Here is a 17,437-nt window from a genome sequence, read left to right on the forward strand (position 1 = left end):
AGCGACGATGCTGAACTCCGGCCGGGCCCAAGGGGGCAGCGGGGAGTGGGAGCAGCCGTTCTGGCAGCAGCGGGGCTGGATCCTGTCGGCCGGGTTCCTGGTGGTGCTGCTCGTCCTCGCGGTCCTCTTCGCGGTGACGGGCAACGGCTCCGGGCAGCCGACCGGTTCGTCCGGCTACCCGGAGCCGACCTCGACGTCCAAGGCGTCGGACTCGGCCTCGGACTCCGGTGACGGCAAGGGGACTTCGGACACCCGGCCCGCCGGCTGCCGCACCGACGACCGCGACCAGGCCAAGCCGACCGAGGCGCCGCGCGACTTCCACTGGAAGGCCAACGGCACCGGCCTGGTCCCGGTCTCGAAGGCGGCGGGCCCGCTCACGTACGACGGTCCGGTCTGGTCCTGCTTCGCCCACACCCCGATGGGGGCCGTCATGGCGGTCCACTCCATCACCGACCACCTCAGCTACGACGGCTGGCGCAAGGTCGTCGACCAGCAGGTCGTGCCGGGCGCGGGCCGTGACGCGCTGATCGCGAGCCGCGCCCAGGAGGCCGACAAGTCCACCACGGGCTCGCCGGACGCCGGTGGCTACGCCGGTTTCACGGTCCTGTCGTACGACGAGACACAGGCGACCGTGATGGTCCTGGTGCGCGGCATGGGCGACGGCGGCTTCGGCTCCGCCTCGGTCACCGTGCGCTGGCAGGACGGCGACTGGAAGCTCTCCCCCGACCCGGACGGCACGGTCTACAGCGGTGTGTCGCAGGTCAGCGGCACCGACGGCTTCGTCACCTGGGAGGCGTGAGATGGCCTGCTCATGGAAGATCTACGACTGCCTGATCGAAGAGGGCGGCAAGCAGTTCACCGAGGGTGCCGTGGTCGTCTTCGCCAAGGCGATCGGCGACGGCGCGGCGGAGGTGCTCAAGGCGCTCAACGGCGTCTGGCTGAACATCGACGTGGAGAACCCGGCGGGAAACGGCGGCGGCCACGGTCAGGCGGCTGCGGACAGTCCCATCGGACTGATCACGGCGGAGGTCAACTGGATCGTCGGCTATGTGGCGGTGGCCTCGTTGCTGCTGGCCGCGATACGGATGGCCGTGGACCGAAAAGGCCAGTCGATGAGACAGGCGTTCATGGGGATGTGGAAGGTCATCCTCGTCGGCGCGGCATCCGTGCCCGTGGTCACGGCACTCATGACGGCGTCGGACGCGTACGCCAGGGACGTGTACGAGAGATCCGACCTCGGGGACAAGGCCTCCGAGATGCTGGGCGTGCTGACGCTCAACCAGCCCGGTCTGGTGCTGATCTTCGGTCTGCTGGTGATGCTGTCGAGCTTCGTGCAGATCGTGCTGATGTACATCCGCATCGGCGTCCTCATCATGCTGGTCGGCACGTTGCCGCTGGCCGCCGCCTCCTCGATGACCGGGTGGGGCGACGGCTGGTGGAAGAAGCACATCGGCTGGCTCGCGGCCTGGCTGCTGTACAAGCCGGCGGCGGCCCTGATCATCTACTCGGCCACCTCGATGACCAAGGACACCAAGGATCTGGACTCGGTCATCGCCGGCATGGGCATGCTGATCATGGCCGTGTTCGCCCTCCCCGCCCTGCTCAAGCTGATCGTCCCCGCCACGGCCGCCCTCGGCGGCACCTCCGGCGGCACGGTCGCGCTCAACGCCGCCAACAACATGGCGTCCGGCGCGGTCAGCATCGCGGGCGGAGCGGTCGGCGCCGCGGGCCAGGCCGGCGGCGGGGGCGGCGGCGGTTCCTCGGCCCCCCAGGGCTCTCCCTCCTCGGGCGCGGGTTCCTCCGCGGGCGGAGCCGGTGGCGCCGGCGCGGCGGCCGGCACCGCCGCCGCGGGCGCGGCCACGGCGGGCGCGGCCGTCGCGGTCCAGGCCGCCGCGGTCGTCGTACAGACCGGCATGCAGGCGGCGTCGGAGGTCGCGGGCTCCCTCGACGACAACGACGGGATGAAGGGCCACAACCAGTAGGGGCCCCGCGCCCCGTCAGGGGCGCGGGACTGTATCGATGTGCGGCTCCGCCGCGTGGGCGCGAGCAACCACGACCGACCCGCAGTCGCCATCGCTCAGCACCACCCGAGCTCGTAGGCACTCAGAACTCAGCGAACTACAGCCGGAAGAAGGAACCCCCATGTCCACCGACGCCCTCACGCGTCCCACCTACGGAAACTGGCGCAGACCCCGCCGCCCCGGCCTGGGCCCGCTGGGCCTCCTCGGCACGGTCGTCGCCTTCGGCGGACTCCTGGTCGCACTGCTCGCCTCGCTGGTCTCGCTGATGGCCGCGATCCTCGTCCTCATCCCCCTCGGCCTCTTCCTCGCCCCGCTCGCGCTGCGCACGGTGGACGGCCGCAACATCTACCAGGTGGTCGCGGTGCGTATCGGTTGGCTCAGGCGCAAGGCGAACGGCTCCACCACGTACGTCTCCGGCCCCCTCTCCAAGCGCCCGGGTGGCCGCTACCACCCGCCGGGCCTGCTCGCCCGCACCAAGATGTACGAGGGCCGTGACGCCTACAACCGCGCCTTCGGGGTGCTGCACCACCCCGGCCGCAACCTCTGCACGGTGGTCCTGGCCTGCGAGCCGGACGGCGGTTCGCTGGTCGACCCCGAGCAGGTCGACATCTGGGTGGCGTCCTGGGGCGACTGGCTCGCCCGGCTCTCGCACGAGCCGGGACTGCGCGGCGCCCAGGTCGTCGTCGAGACCGCGCCGGACACCGGGACGCGGCTGGCGGCCGAGGTCCTGCCGCGCATCTCGCCGGACGCCCCGGCCGCCGCCCGCGCGGTGATGGAGGAGGTCGTCGCGCGCTACCCGTCCGCCTCCTCGGAGATGCACACGTACATCGCTCTGACCTACGGCCCCACCGGCGGCCCCAAGCGGGACATCGAGGACGTCATCACCGACCTGTCCATGCGGCTGCCCGGCCTGCTGTCGGGCCTCGTCGCGGCCGGCGGCGGCTCCGCGTACCCGCTGTCCGCCGATCGGCTCGCGGAGATCGTCCGCGTGGCGTACGACCCCGCCGTCGCCCCCGATGTGCTGAGCGCGCGGGCCGAGCACTCGACCACCGGCCTCGACTGGGCGGACGCGGGCCCGGCGGCCGCGGTCGAGTCGGTGCAGGCGTACAAGCACGACTCGGGTGTCTCGCGGACGTGGATGCTGACGCTGGCGCCGCGCGGCACGGTCCGGTCGAGCGTGCTGCGGGGCCTGCTGGAGCCCGCGACGGGCACCCGCCGCAAGCGGGTCTCGCTGATCTACCGCCCGATCGACCCGGCGACCTCCGCTCGCATCGTCGAGGCCGACCGTCGTACCGCGCACTTCATGGCGGGCTCGAAGCGTGGGCTGGTCCAGGCGCGGGCCAGTTCCGAGATGCAGGCGGCGGAGCAGACGGCGGCCGAGGAGGCGGCGGGTGCCGGGCTGGTGGAGTTCTCGCTGATGGTGACGGTCACCGTGGACAGCGAGGAGCAGCTGCCGGACGCGGCGATCACCGTACGCAACCTCCAGGCGTCCTCCCGCATCCTGATGCGCCCCGCCGACCGTATGCAGGCCTCCGCGTTCACCTGCACGCTCCCCGTGGGCCTGCTGCCGTGGGAGCACACCCTCGTTCCGTACCAGATCCGGGAGGCGCTGTGAGCAAGTCCACCACCCCACGACCCCGTACGGCGCCCCCGCGTGGCTGGTTCGGCCCCGGCGGCGGCCAGGTCGGGCATGTCGACCCGCCCGCGCTGTGGCGTGCGACGACGGTCCAGGCCTGCGGCCTGTGGCCCTTCGCGGCGGGCTCCGGCGCCCCCATGACCGGGGTGCCGCTGGGCCAGCACCTCCACACGGGCGCCACGGTCTGCGGCGACCCCATCTCCTGGTTCACCCGCGCCCGTTACATCTCCAACCCGTCGCTCTTCATGCTCGGCATGCCGGGCCTGGGCAAGTCCACGCTGGTCAACCGGATGCTGATCGGCATGGCGGCGACCGGTATCACCCCGCTGGTGCTGGGCGACCTGAAGCCCGACTACGCCGACACCGTACGGGCGCTGGGCGGCCAGGTGATCTCCATCGGGCGCGGCGTGGGCGGCATCAACGTCCTGGACCCCGGCGCGATGGGCGAGGCGGCGGCACGGATCGGCGGCGAGCGGGGCCGGATCCTGGCGGCGGAGGCGCACGGCCGCGTCCTGAACATGGTCGCGGCGCTGATCACGATCGTCCGGGGCCGCCCGATGGACGACCACGAACAGTCCGTCCTCTCGGCCTGCCTCCACCACCTCGCGGCACGTACGAAGCCGGGCCGGCCGCCGCTCCTGCCCGACCTGCTGAAGGTGCTCGACGAGGGCCCGGACCGGGTCCGCGCGGTCACGCTGGACCGGGGCGACGTGGCGCGCTACCAGGAGGCGGTGGACCCGCTCCACCGCTCACTGCTGGGCGTGCTGGACGGCCCGCTCGGCGACACCTTCGCCTCCGAGACCTCCACCCGCATCAACCCGGCCTCGCCCGCCGTCTGCGTCGACATCTCCCGCATCGGCGAGGCGGACACCCAGCTCACGGCGGCGGCGATGCTGGCGGCGTGGTCGGACGGCCTGGGCACGGTGGCGGCGGCCCACGCGCTCGCGGACGCGGGCCTCGCCCCGCAGCGCTGGTTCTTCACGGTGCTGGACGAGTTGTGGCGCCCCCTCCGCGCCGCCTCCGGCATCGTCGAACGCATCGACGCCCTCACCCGTCTCAACCGGTCCCTGGGCCTCGGCGACGCGAAGATCACGCATACGTTGAAGGACGCGGAGGCGCTGGGCAGCGAGGCCGACCGGGCGAAGGCGCGCGGCTTCGTCGAGCGCGCCGGGATGGTGGTGTGCGCCGGCCTCCCCCGTACGGAGATGAGGGAACTCGGCGAGATCGTGGGGCTGTCGGAGCGCGAGATCGACCTCGTGTCGTCGTGGTCGTCCCCGCCGGGCTGGGCCAGCACGGGGGGTAATGAGGAGCCGCCGGGTCGTGGGCGCTTCCTGATCAAGGTGGGCGGCCGTCCTGGGATCCCGATCAAGGTGTCGATCACGGACACGGAGAGGGATCTGCACAACACGAACACGAGGTGGACCCCGAAGCCGACGCTGTCGAAGGCGGGGCGCCTATGAGCTCGGGGGGTGCGGTTGTCGGGCGACTGCGGGTGTGCGGGGGCCGGCCGCGCAGTTCCCCGCGCCCCTTAAAAGCATGGGCCGCGCCCGGAGTCTTTCAGGGGCGCGGGGAACTGCGCGAGCAACCACACACCCACCCGCACCCGCCCGACAACCCACACCCCCCGACCTCTCGCGCGTGCGGGGTCGAGGGGCGGCAGCCCCTGGGGACGGGACGGGTAGGGGCGGCGGGGGCGAGAGAAATCAACCACCTGACGGGGGATACGAAATGCCCACACGCAAACAACAACACACCACCGGCGACGACCTCCTGCCCTGGATCATCCCCACCGCCGCCCTACTCATCGGCACCCTCTTCCTCGGCGCCTGGCTCGGCGGCACCCTGGCCGCAGCCCTCACCGGAACCGGCTGGGACCCACCCCCCTTCACCCTGGAGACACTGAAGACCCTCGTGACGGACGGCCCGGCAGCCGTATGGCCGACGGCGTCACCCGGCGCGATCACCACGGGCATGGGCACGGTCTTCGGCACCACCCTCACCCTCCTGGTCACCCTCGCCGTACTGATCCGCCGCCGAGGCCGGAGGCCCAGCGGCCTCGCCGGCCGCCGCGAACTCTCCGCCCTCCTCCCGAAGGGCGCCACCACCAGGGCCCGCCAACTCCGCCCGTCCCTGCCGAAGTCGGGCAAGCTCCCCCCGGACGACACGGGCAACCTCCTCGGCGACCTGGAACCCGGCGGCCCGGAACTCCGCAGCAGCTACGAGGACGTGGAGCTGGACCTGATGGCCCCGAGGGCCGGCAAGTCCACCGGCATCGCGGTCCCCCGCGTCCTGCGCGCCCGCGGCAGCGTGCTGCTGACCTCGAACAAGGCGGACGTGTACAGCGTGACGCGCGCGGAGCGCGAACGCGCGGGCACCGTATGGACGTTCGACCCACAGGGCATCGCGCACACCCCGCGCGGCCTGTGGTGGGACATGCTCGCCGACGCGGCCACCATCGAGGGCGCCCGCCGCCTGGCCGGCCACTTCGTCGGCGCGGTCAACGACGACGCCTCCAAGCGCGACTTCTGGATCTCGGCGGCCCAGAACACCCTCACGGCCCTGTTCCACGCGGCCAACCGGGGCAAGCGGCAGGTCGACGAGGTACTGGCGTGGCTGGCGGACCCGGCCGACCGTACGCCGGTCGACCTGCTCCGCGACGCGGGCATGTCGGCCCTCGCCGACCAGCTCCAGGGCACCGTCCAGGGCGCGGTGGAGACCCGGGACGGCATCTACGAGACGGCCCGCCAGTGCGTGGCGTGCCTGCTCGACCCGGCGATCGCGGCCTGGGTGAGCCCGGACCCCGAGCTGCCGCAGTTCCTGCCCGAGCGGCACGCGCTCTCGTCCGACACGCTCTATCTGCTCTCCAAGGACGGCGGCGGCTCGGCGGCCGGTGTCATCGCCGCGTGCGCGGACTCCGTCCTGCGCGCGGGAGTCGTGGCGGCCGAGCGGATGGGCGGCCGCCTGGACCCGCCGATGACGGCCGTGCTCGACGAGGCCGCCAACGTCTGCCGTATCTCCGACCTCCCGGACCTCTACTCCCACTTCGGCTCGCGCGGCATCAACGTCGTGACCCTGCTGCAGAGTTACCGCCAGGGCACACGGGTGTGGGGCGAGGCCGGGATGGACGCGCTGTGGGGCGCCGCCACCATCAAACTGCTCGGCGCGGGCCTGGACGACGCGGACTTCGTGGAGAAGGTCTCGCGGCTGGTCGGCGAGCACGACGTGTCCACGGTGAGCTACTCGCGCGGCAAGGACGGCCGTTCCCGCTCCACCTCGTACCGCCTCGAACGCATCCTGCCCGCCGACCGTATCCGCGCCCTCCCCAAGGGCACCGCCCTCCTCCTCGCCACCGGCGTCAAGCCCGCCCTCGTCCGCCTGCGCCCCTGGTACGCCGAACCCGGCGCCGACCGCATCGCACGCGCGGCCCAGGCCGAGGTCAAGGCCATCACGGCCCGGGCGGCGGAAGGGATCGTCCGATGACCGCCATGGCCCCCGAACAGGCCCCCGCCGCCCCGCCGTTCATCCTCTACCTCGACGGCGCCGAGTACACCGACGAGATGCACGCTCTGGCCGTCTGGGTCGGCGATCTGCTTCTCCCGGTCTACGGCCGCGAGGTCACCTCCCAGCAGCCCTGGTGCCCGCGCTGGTGGGAGCACCTGGAGGCGGTGGCCCGGCTGCACGCCCTCTGGCTGGCCTGGCAGGAACTCACCGACCCCACGGCGGGAGCGTCCGGCCCGGCGGTGTGGCACCGTGACCACCTCGGCCCCGTCATGGCCGAACTACGCTCCCCCAGCGGCCCGTTCGCGGGCTGCAAGGCGGGCGCCCACCGGGCGAAGCAGCCGCCGACGGTCGAGCCGTACGGGACGGGATCTTGAACCTCGAGAGAGCCATGCGGCCGCACACCTCCCCGCCATCCGATTCCCCGCCATCCGCTTCCCCTCCGCCCGACTGTCTCACTCCCGACCACCTCCCCCTCAACCCGCTTCCACCAGGCGGCTTTCCGATCCTCTCGGCCGAGCGGATCGCCGCCGGGGTCCGCGCTCGCGAGGTCCTCGCCGTCGACGTGGTCGTCGCCGCACTCGCCCGGATCGAACGGGCGGAGCCCACGCTGTGCGCGTTCGGCGAGGTGTGGGCGGAGGAGGCGTTGCGGCGGGCGGCGGAGGTGGACGAGCAGGTCGCCGCAGGGACACGGCTGCCGTTGGCCGGCGTGCCGATCGGGGTGAAGGGCCGGTCCGGGATGCGTACGGCACCGGCGCGGGCCCTGGTCGCGGCCGGCTGCGTACCCGTGGGCGCGACCTCCGTGCCCGGCCCCGGCACCCCCTGGCAGACCTGGGGCCTCGGGGCCGGCGGCCGGACCGTCAACCCCTGGCGGGCCGACCGGACCCCGGGCGGCTCCTCCGCCGGGTCCGCGGCGGCGGTGGCCGCGGGCCTGGTACCGATGGCGACCGGCACCGACGGCGCCGGTTCGGTACGGATCCCGGCCGCGTGGTGCGGCGTCGTCGGCCTCAAGACCACGAACGGGCGCCTGCCCTCGGCCGACCGTACGGGCCTCGCGGCGGCCGGCGTCCTCACCCGCCACGCGTCGGACGCGGCGGCGTACTGGCGCTGTGTCCGGGGCGCGGCGGAGCAGGACGGCCACGAGGAGGCGGACTCGGCGGCCGGGTCGGCCGAGGACGCGCCGCCTCCGGCCACCGCCGTCTGGTCGGCGGACCTCGGCTTCGCCGACACCGACCCCGAGCCCGCCGCGATCGCCCACAGCGCCGCGCTCCGCCTCGCGGACACCGGACTTGTGCGGTTCGCGGGGCCGGCCCGGACCGCGCCCCTGATGGACCCCGGACCGGCCTGGCTGGCCCTCCGCTCCGCGCCCGACACCGACCCGGCAGCCGTACGGGCGGCCCAGGAACTCCGCGCCGAGAACGACCGGCGGCTGGCCGCCCTCTTCGCCGGAGCCGACCTGCTCCTGACCCCCACCACCCCCAACGCCCCGCACGTCCACGAGGGCCCCGGCGAGCGCTACTCGACCGCCCTCACCTGGGCGTTCAACCTCAGCGGGCACCCGGCCACGAGCATCCCGGCCGGCTTCGACTCCGACGGCTGCCCGGTGGGACTCCAGCTGGTGGCCCGGCACGGCGGGGAGGACCTGTTGCTGCGCGTGACGCGTGCCGCCGAAGCCGCCCGGGCGTATCCCACCTACTCGGCCGACCCGACCGACTCAGCCGGAACCGCCTGACCAGGCCCCCTGGCACTCATATGCGTACGCATATATTGTCTACGCATGTAATCTCCGTGCACGGTACCTGGACGCCGCCTACCCCCAGGGGGACCCCATGACCCGCCGCTTCCTCTTCGTTCTCGGCAGCAGCCGGCCGGACGGCAACACCGAGCTGCTGGCCCGCGCGGCCGCCGAGCAGCTGCCGGACGACGTGGAGCAGCACTGGCTGAACCTCGCGGAGCATCCGCTGCCGGACTTCGAGGACCTGCGCCACGACAGCGACCATGTACGGCCGGAGGGCGACAACAGGGCGCTGCTGCTGGACGCCACGCTCGCGGCCACGGACCTCGTGATCGCGTCGCCGCTGTACTGGTATTCCGTGTCCGCCCACGTCAAGCGCTATCTCGACCACTGGTCAGGCTGGCTGCGCACCCCCGGCCTCGACTTCAAGAAGACGATGGCGGGCCGCACCCTCTGGGGCGTCACCGCGCTCGCCCACCACGAGGAGGAGGTCGCCGAGCCCCTCATCGGCACGCTCAACAACTCCGCCGCGTACCTGGGCATGCGCTTCGGCGGAGTACTGCTGGGCAACGGCAGCAAGCCCGGCGACGTACTCCGCGACACGGCGGCCCTGACCCGGGCGAAGTCGTTCTTCACCGGGGAGCCGCCGTACGCGCGGTTCCCGTACGACACGGAGGAGGAGGCCGCCGCCTGAGCCCTCAGCCGTGCCAGGGGTTTGGAGCTGTTGCCGCTGGAGTGAACTCAAGTGTGTTCTGGTGAGCGGGAGTGAGTGCCCGTGGTGTTTGCCTGTCTCGGTCGTTGCGTCGACCTTTCGGAAGAGAACTGGCGTTCTCGTGTCGAATGCGTGACCTCTGCGGACGGTGGTCGTTGGGGACGGTGACAGGGTTCTTCGGGGTTGGGGGTGACAGGGTGGGCGGGCTGCGGGCCATCGCGGAGCCGTTCGTCGCGTCCGGCCCGAGTGGTGTGGCGATCCGTGCCCGGCTCAAGCAGCTGACGGCGGGGGATGAGGATGTGCTGCGCCTGGTCGGCGCGCGTCTGGGAGGGCTCGCCTCGAAGGACCTCAAGGCGCGTTGCCGGGACGGCCTGGAGCATTCCGCCGATGCGTGGGCGGTGCGTAAGCGTGAGTTGACGCCGCTGTCGTCGTCACGCTGGGCGGGCAGTATCACCAAGGCGTCGCACGACCAGTGGGCGCTGGCCCGCCGTGGCCAGCTGGCGCACATCCAGAGCCTGGAAGCGGGCATCACCACCCTCACACAGCGGCTGTCCCAGCCCGTCGGGCAGAAAGGCTCCAAACACGCGCCGGGTGGTTACCGGTCCCGGCGGGAATGGCATGCCAAGGCGCGTCGCCTGCACGTGCTGCAAGACCGCCTGGATGCCGAGCGGGCCGACCGTGAAGCGGGCGTCGTGCATGTGGTGCGTGGCGGCAAACAGCTGGCCCGCACCCGCCACCATCTGGACGCCGCCCAACTCACCGAGGACCAGTGGCGTCGGCGGTGGGAGGCCGAACGGTGGTTCTGCCAGGCCGACGGCGAGTCCGGCAAGCGCTACGGCAACGAGACGATCCGCGTCAGCCCCGACGGCGAGGTGAGCATCAAGCTGCCCGCCCCGCTCGCGTATCTGGCGAACGCCCCGCACGGGCGGTACGTCCTCGCCTGCCGTGTCGCGTTCGCGCACCGGGGCACCGAGTGGGCCGACCGCGTCGCAGCCAACCGGGCGGTCGCCTACCGCATCCACCTGGACGTCGACCGGGACCGCTGGTACTTGACCGCCTCCTGGCAGATCCCGCCCACCCCCACCATCCCGCTAAGCGCCGCGCTCGCCCAGGGGGTGATCGGTGTCGACATGAACGCCGACCACCTCGCCGCCTGGCGCCTGGATGTCCACGGCAACCCGGCCAGCGACCCGCGCCGCTTCTCCTACGACCTGTCCGGCACCGCCCAGCACCGTGACGCCCAGGTCCGGCACGCCCTGACCCGCCTGCTCAACTGGGCGCAGGCCTGTGGTGTGAAGGCGATCGCGGTGGAGGACCTGGACTTCGCCGCCGAGAAGACCCGGGAGAAACACGGCCGCCGCAAGCGGTTCCGGCAGCTCATCTCCGGCATGCCCACCGCCCGCCTGCGCGCCCGGCTCACCTCCATGGCCGACCACACCGGCATCGCGGTCATCGCCGTGGACCCGGCCTACACCTCCAAGTGGGGCGCCCAGCACTGGCAGAAACCCCTCACCAGCAACAACCGCACCACCACTCGCCACGACGCGGCCGCCGTGGCGATCGGCAGGCGCGCCCAGGGACACCCGATCCGGCGACGGACGGCACCGCCCCCACACGACCAGAGCGATCGTGCGGGGCATCGGACCGTCCAGGCCCGACCAGGCACTCCCGGGCGTGAGGAAACCCGCCCCCGCATCCCCGGACCACGGACACGATCCGTGCGCGCCGGACGCGGAGCGAAAGCGGGCAACCAGAACACCCAACACCGTTCGGGGCGTTCGGCTGAGCACGAATCCTGGCAACAGGACTCACTCCCACTCAGTCATAAGGAACGGTTCAGGCCGTGATGTCCTTCGCCGTGAACCTCGCCCACGCCGCCGACCCGAACACCGCCGCGTACAGGGCCTGGAGGCCGAAGTTGCGTTGCAGGTCCTCCCAGTAGATCGGCTCGCGCATGAGGTCGGCGAAGGAGAGCCAGTAGTGGGAGAAGAAGTACGGGTGGAGGGCGTCGAGCTGGGGGATCTGGTCGAGGATCTGGACGGTGATGAGGAGCCCGACCGTCGTCGCCATCGCGGCGATGCCGCTGTTGGTGAGGGTCGAGATGAAGAGCCCGAGGGCCGCGATACCCATCAGTGACGCGGCCACCGCCAGCGCGATCAGCAGCGCCCGCAGCAGCCCCTCGGCGAAGCTGATGCGTGTGCCGGAGATCGTCGTCAGGTCGCCGAGAGGGAACAGCAAGGCCCCTACGGCCAGTGCCGAGGCCGCCACGACGAGGGTGGCGGCCAGGCAGAAGGTCATGGTGGTCGCGTACTTGGTGAGCAGCAGCCGGGTCCGGCCGGCGGGCGAGACCAGCAGATAGCGGAGGGTGCCCGCGTTCGCCTCGCCCGCGATCGCGTCCCCGGCGATCACCCCGACCGCCATCGGCAGGAAGAAGGGGAGCGTCGCGGCCAGCGCCGTGAACACCAGGAACAGCCCGTTGTTGCTGATCTGCGCGATGAACGCGGGCCCGCCGCCACCGCCCCCACCGCCGCCCGGTCCGCCGCCCGTCGACGACCCGTCACCGGTCTCGATCTTCACCGCGATCCCGACGAGGATCGGCACCGCCGCGAGCACGGCCAGCAGCGCGATCGTCCGCCACCGCCGGAACGTGGTCACCAACTCGCTGCGGAACAGCCCGAAGGTCCACAGGAGGTTGGGCGTACGGGCGGCGGACGGAGTGACCTCGGTCGTCGCCTCTCCCTCGGCCCCACCACGGGACGTCTCAACCCGCGACATCGAAGCCCTCCCCCGTCAGCGCCACGAACGCGTCCTCCAGGGAGGCGCGTTCGAGGCCGAAGCCGCGGACGCGGACGCCCGCGGTGACCAGTGCGGCGTTCAGCTCGGCGAGATCGCGGTCCGGTGGCGGCGGTTCGGCCGTCACCCGGCCCCCCTCGCCGGCGCCGGCGCCGTCCCCGTCGGCCACGACCACATCCGCGATGCCCTGTTCCTTGAGCACCCGGGCCGCGTCCGCCGTGTCGGGTGTGGTGACGACGAGGCGGCCGCGCGCCCCGGCGGCCAGTTCGCTCACCGGGCCCTGCGTGATGAGCCGGCCCCGGGCCATGACGGCGGCATGGGTGCACACCTGCTCGATCTCGTCGAGCAGATGGGAGGAGAGGAAGACGGTGGTGCCGTCGGACGCCAACTCCCTTACCAGGGCCCGGATTTCCCGCATGCCCTGCGGGTCGAGGCCGTTGGTCGGCTCGTCGAGGACGAGGAGGCGGCGCGGCTGGAGCAGCGCCGCCGCGAGGCCCAGCCGCTGTTTCATGCCCAGCGAGTACGCCTTCGCCTTCTTCCCGGCGGCGGCCGTGAGCCCGACCCGGTCGAGCGCGGCCGCGACGCGCGTACGCCGGGTGCGCGGGTCGGCGGTCGGGTCGGCGGAGTCGTAGCGGATCAGGTTGTCGCGGCCGGAGAGGAACCCGTACAGCGCGGGTCCCTCGATGAGCGCGCCCACGTGCGGGAGCACGGTCCGCACGGAGCGCGGCATGGGCCGGCCGAGGACCTGTGCCGTGCCCGAGGTCGGCTCGATCAGGCCCATCAGCATGCGGATGGTGGTGGTCTTGCCCGAGCCGTTCGGGCCGAGGAAGCCGAAGACGCTGCCGCTGGGAACCGTCAGTTCCAGGTGGTCCACGGCCAGCTGGCCGCCGCGGAACGTCTTGGTCAGCCCCTGGGTGTGGATGGCTGCTGCTTCGCTCATGGCTCCCCTCGGACTGCGGCCGGTGGGCCGGGACGGCGGCCTCGCCGTCCCGGCCCACCGGCCAGGCGTCGCTACTTCGCCGCGTTGGCCGCCTTCACCAGCGCGTCCTTGGTGACGGCACCCGCGTACACCTTGCCGTCCTCGGTGAAGAGGACGTTGATCAGCCGGGTCTTGAAGACCGTACCGGAGCCGAACTCACCCTTGACCTGATCGCCGAGGGAGTTCAGGAAGCCGTCTACCCGGGCGTCACCGGTCGCGTCCGAACCGCCGCCGGTGGGCATGCCGCCCTCGGCGCCGCTGTCGAACTCGGCGATGGTGCTCCAGCCCTTGCCTATGGTCTTCAGCCCGTCGAGCCCGCTCGCGAACTCCTCCTCGGAGCCCTCGGAGCCCTGGAGTCCCTTGCCGTCCTTGGAGGGCGAGTTCTTGCCGGACTCGTCGAACGGGGAGTCGCCGAACCCGGACTCGTGGTCACCCGACTTCTCGACCTCGTCGGCCTCGGTGACCTTCGCGCCCTTCGGCGGGGTGAAGTCGAACGTCGACGCGCTCGGCTTGCCGAAGTCGACCTTCGTGAAGCCCGCGTCCACGACGGCCGCGCCGCCGCTCGTCGGGGTGAGCGTGAACTTCAGCGGCAGCCCCGTCTTCGCGTCGACGGCGATCGAGATCGCCCCGACCGTCGAACCGGACTGCTTGGGCTTGATCACCAGCTTGTACGCGTCCCGCCCGGCGACCTGCGCGGTCCCGTCGACGGTCACGGACGTGGTGTCGTCGACGGCCTTCAGGGCCTCCTCGGCCAGCTCCTGAGGCGTGGCGGGCACGTCCTCGGCGGAGTCGGGAGCGTCCTTCTCGGCTCGCTGGTCCTTGCCCTCGTCGCCACCGGTCGCGTGGTACACCTCGTTCGAGGCGCTGTCGTACGCCCACAGGTCGTCGCCGTTGTGGATGACGCTGTACTCGGCGGCGTCGTCCAGCAGCGACAGCTTCTGCTTGTCGGGGCCGTCGGTGGCGACCCGCAACGTATGGGTGCCGGAGGCCAGTTCGAGGAGCTTGGCGGAGGGGTCGGCGGCCGAACCGCCGTCGCCCCCGGAGGGCGCCTGCGAGGCGAGGCCGCCCGCGAGACCGCCCAGGTCGGGCAGGCCCAGATCCGTGGTGATCTTCACCGTGCCGGACACCTGCTGGACGTCCGAGGCGGCGATCTTCTCGATGAGTTCCTGCGCGCTGATCTTCGGCAGATCGGGGTCACCGGAGCCGGCGAAGGCCGGGACGAGCCCGATGGTCGCCGCAGCCACGCCCAGCACGGTGACCGGGACGACGTACCGCGCTGCCTTGCGTCGCCGTGCCGCGCGCGTCTCCTCGGCCTCTGCCGCGAGCGCGGCCGCGTCACCGGCCCGGGCGCTGTCGTCGGTTTCGTACGGTGCCATGTGTGCCTTACCTCCGTCGTCGGCGGCGGCGTCTACTCGGAGCCGCCATTCTCACCCGAATCGGTGAGGAGTGGTGATACCCATCTGACCAAATCGGCCGCCGGGAATCGTCAGACTGGGGACTCAACTCGACGTACTGCTACGGGATGACATCGCCGACCGCAGGGGATGACATGGCAAGGCGGCGCCTCCCCGAACCCGTAGGGGTCGTCAGGGAAGGCGCCGCGAGTCGCCGCAAGTCGCCGCAAGTCGAACTGACGCCCTAGCGGTTGATGAACACGTAGTCGGCCTTGTACGGGACACCGACCACGGCACCCGGCGAGCAGGAGCCGGCCGGGGCGACGCCGCCGACGGTGTTGAGCCGGAGGATCTCCACCGTGTTCGCCAGCAGCCCGCGGTGCTTGCCGGACTGCGTGGCCCTGAGGTCCAGCTCGGGGATGTTGCGGTCACCGTTCGGGGACTTGGAGACGAGCGCCCCCGTGACCGCGCTGCGGTCGGGCGCGATCCACTGCGGCGTACCGGAGTCGGGCTTCACGAAGGAGTGCGCGATGCCGCCGCCGAGCACGGCGGAGACGTCCCGCTGGGCGAAGGCGTAGCCGCCCCCGTCCGCCTTCCGGCACTCGTAGATCTGCTTGCCCTTGAGGACCGACGCCTGGAAGTTGCGCAGGGCGTACCGGAAGTCGAAGTCGGTCGTCACCTTGTGGAACTGCCCGCGGACGGCTCCGCCCGGGAACTGGGCGGTGTGCAGGTTGGCGTAGAACGAGGTCGGGTCGCTCCTGAGCTTCTTGAGCAGCGCGGCGTCCTTGACCTCGACGGTGCCGGTGAGACTGTGCCCCTTGCCGTACTTCTTGATCAGCTCGGTGAAGTCGACCTTGATGCCCCCGTTGACGCCCTTGCCGCCCTGGTGGATGTGGAGGGCGCTCGGCTTGTCGGTGCCGCGCCAGGTCACGGCGACGGAGACCTTGTCGCCCTTGATCCGCACGAACTCCAGTGCCGCGCCGTCCTTGTCCCCCACGGCGGGCCCGCCCTGCACAGGCACCTCGGCGGCGCCGTTCAGACTGGCGGCGAGGATGGTCCCGCCCCGTCCGGTACCGCCGCCGAAGAGGCCACCGCCGGCGGCGTGCCCGCCGTGCCGCGCCACGATCGCCTGCCCGTCGCCGCCGTTCCCGCTGTCCGCGACCGCCGGGATCACGGCGGCGGCGACACCGGTCGCGGTGGCCACCGCGACCCCGGACACGATCAGACCCTGACGACGCGCCGCGTATGCAACGAAAGATCCCATGATTCTGTTTTCTCCCCGTAATGCAGCCAACGCCCCCTGCGTCAGCTTCTGGGCGTTGATACGGAGTTGATCTGAACTTGGACTCAGTCCAGAAATGTGATCCAGGTCACAAAAAATTCGAGCCCGTCCGGCGATCGAGGACGAGCCCGAAGGGCGACAGCGGGGTCTGGGGGCGCAGCCCCCAGGAGGGCCACGGCAACCCCGGGCGCCTAACCGGCCCGGTGCACCACCGCGTCGCACAGCTCCACGAGCGCCGCCTTCGCGTCGCACTCCGGCAGCGGCGCCAGGACGGCCCGCGCCTCCTCCGCGTAGCGGATCGTGTCGCGGCGGGCCTGCTCCAGCGCGGGGTGGACGCGCAGCCGGGCCAGGGCCTCGGCGTGGCGGGCGTCGTCGGTGAGGTCGGATGCGAGGAGCTCACAGAGGGCGATGTCGTCCGGCAGCCCCAGCCGCCCCGCCCGCTCACGCAGCCGCAGCACCGGCATGGTCGGCACACCCTCGCGCAGATCCGTACCCGGCGTCTTGCCGGACTCGTGCGAGTCGGAGGCGATGTCGAGGACGTCGTCGGCGAGCTGGAAGGCGACGCCGAGCCGCTCCCCGTACTGGGTCAGCACGTCGACCACGGTCTCGTCGGCGCCCGCCATCAGCGCGCCGAGCCGCCCGGCGACCGCGACCAGCGAGCCGGTCTTGCCGCCGAGGACGTCGAGGTAGTGCTCGATCGGGTCGCGTCCGTCGCGTGGCCCGGCGGTCTCCAGGATCTGCCCGGTGACCAGCCGCTCGAAGGCCTCGGCCTGGATACGGACGGCGTCGGGGCCGAGGTCGGCGAGGACGTGCGAGGCGCGGGCGAAGAGGAAGTCACCGGTGAGGACGGCGAGGGAGTTGTCCCAGCGGGCGTTCGCGCTGGGCACACCCCGGCGCACCTCGGCCTCGTCCATCACGTCGTCGTGGTACAGCGTGGCGAGATGCGTCAGCTCGACCACCACGGCCGAGGGCACGACACCCGGCGCGTACGGGTCGCCGAACTGCGCCGCGAGCATCACCAGCAGCGGCCGGAACCGCTTGCCGCCCGCCCGCAGCAGATGCTGGGCGGCCTCCTGGATGAAGGGGACCTCGCTCTTGGTCGCCTCGAGCAGACCCTCCTCGACGGCCGTCATTCCGGCCTGGACATCGGCTTCGAGAGCCTGGTCCCGCGCGCTCAGCCCAAACGGCTCGACGACGGTCACGAGGGTTCTCCTGTCTGCTGACGTCTGCTGACGGTCACGCGGTCACACGGTCGGTCTAGGTCGGTCTCACGGTCGATGACAAAGTTTGTCGATCTGTCGCTGCCATCACCCGAGTCAGCGTATCCGGTCACCTTTCGATCGCCACGAGCGCCCACGGCTTCGCCCCGAGTGGTATGGGACCGCAT

14 protein-coding genes are annotated in these 17,437 nt (G+C 72.0%); 9 read left to right on the plus strand and 5 right to left on the minus strand.

The window, feature by feature from the left end; genetic code table 11:
• The first annotated feature begins 7 nt into the window (after positions 1–7).
• From JIX56_RS17635 to JIX56_RS17675, 9 genes are all read left to right on the plus strand, one after another.
• Positions 8–799, plus strand: coding sequence for a hypothetical protein (locus JIX56_RS17635; protein WP_257541799.1), 792 nt, complete (start codon positions 8–10; stop codon positions 797–799).
• Position 800: 1 nt separating this feature from the next.
• Positions 801–1,982, plus strand: a complete 1,182-nt coding sequence (locus JIX56_RS17640; protein ID WP_257541801.1) for a hypothetical protein — start codon at positions 801–803, stop codon at positions 1,980–1,982.
• Between the two features lie 160 nt (positions 1,983–2,142).
• Positions 2,143–3,636, plus strand: a complete 1,494-nt coding sequence (locus tag JIX56_RS17645) for an SCO6880 family protein (protein ID WP_257541803.1) — start codon at positions 2,143–2,145, stop codon at positions 3,634–3,636.
• Positions 3,633–5,117 carry an ATP/GTP-binding protein gene (locus tag JIX56_RS17650; RefSeq protein ID WP_257541805.1) on the plus strand — a complete coding sequence of 495 codons (1,485 nt, stop codon included), beginning with the start codon at positions 3,633–3,635 and terminating at the stop codon, positions 5,115–5,117. The genes JIX56_RS17645 and JIX56_RS17650 overlap by 4 nt, the downstream gene beginning before the upstream one ends.
• Positions 5,118–5,385: 268 nt before the next feature.
• A complete protein-coding gene (locus JIX56_RS17655; RefSeq protein ID WP_257541807.1) occupies positions 5,386–7,137 on the plus strand; it encodes a type IV secretory system conjugative DNA transfer family protein in 1,752 nt (583 codons plus the stop codon).
• Entirely contained in the window at positions 7,134–7,532 is a 399-nt protein-coding gene (locus JIX56_RS17660) for a DUF4913 domain-containing protein (protein ID WP_257541809.1), read from the plus strand. Before JIX56_RS17655 ends, JIX56_RS17660 begins: the two co-directional genes overlap by 4 nt.
• Positions 7,529–8,887 (plus strand): amidase, encoded by a 1,359-nt coding sequence (locus JIX56_RS17665; RefSeq protein ID WP_257541811.1) that lies wholly within the window; start codon positions 7,529–7,531, stop codon positions 8,885–8,887. The genes JIX56_RS17660 and JIX56_RS17665 overlap by 4 nt, the downstream gene beginning before the upstream one ends.
• 97 nt (positions 8,888–8,984) lie before the next feature.
• Positions 8,985–9,584 (plus strand): flavodoxin family protein, encoded by a 600-nt coding sequence (locus tag JIX56_RS17670; protein WP_257541813.1) that lies wholly within the window; start codon positions 8,985–8,987, stop codon positions 9,582–9,584.
• A gap of 215 nt (positions 9,585–9,799) precedes the next feature.
• Positions 9,800–11,449: an IS200/IS605 family accessory protein TnpB-related protein gene (locus tag JIX56_RS17675; protein ID WP_257541815.1), complete on the plus strand. Its 1,650-nt coding sequence runs from the start codon at positions 9,800–9,802 to the stop codon at positions 11,447–11,449.
• On the opposite strand, the gene JIX56_RS17680 is transcribed toward JIX56_RS17675, so the two are convergent.
• From JIX56_RS17680 to JIX56_RS17700, 5 genes are all read right to left on the minus strand, one after another.
• Positions 11,439–12,377 (minus strand): ABC transporter permease, encoded by a 939-nt coding sequence (locus tag JIX56_RS17680; protein WP_257541817.1) that lies wholly within the window; start codon positions 12,375–12,377, stop codon positions 11,439–11,441. The two genes, JIX56_RS17675 and JIX56_RS17680, sit on opposite strands and share 11 nt — an antisense overlap.
• Positions 12,364–13,335 (minus strand): ABC transporter ATP-binding protein, encoded by a 972-nt coding sequence (locus tag JIX56_RS17685; protein ID WP_257541819.1) that lies wholly within the window; start codon positions 13,333–13,335, stop codon positions 12,364–12,366. The genes JIX56_RS17680 and JIX56_RS17685 overlap by 14 nt, the downstream gene beginning before the upstream one ends.
• Positions 13,336–13,406: 71 nt before the next feature.
• Positions 13,407–14,750 (minus strand): LolA family protein, encoded by a 1,344-nt coding sequence (locus JIX56_RS17690; RefSeq protein ID WP_257541821.1) that lies wholly within the window; start codon positions 14,748–14,750, stop codon positions 13,407–13,409.
• A 262-nt stretch (positions 14,751–15,012) separates the two neighbouring features.
• On the minus strand, positions 15,013–16,032 hold the full coding sequence (locus JIX56_RS17695) for a CHRD domain-containing protein (protein ID WP_257541823.1): 1,020 nt from the start codon (positions 16,030–16,032) through the stop codon (positions 15,013–15,015).
• 209 nt (positions 16,033–16,241) lie between these two features.
• Positions 16,242–17,252: a polyprenyl synthetase family protein gene (locus JIX56_RS17700; protein ID WP_257541825.1), complete on the minus strand. Its 1,011-nt coding sequence runs from the start codon at positions 17,250–17,252 to the stop codon at positions 16,242–16,244.
• Positions 17,253–17,437 lie beyond the last annotated feature (185 nt).

It is taken from the genome of Streptomyces sp. CA-210063 (assembly GCF_024612015.1).
In the GTDB taxonomy this organism is placed as follows: domain Bacteria; phylum Actinomycetota; class Actinomycetes; order Streptomycetales; family Streptomycetaceae; genus Streptomyces.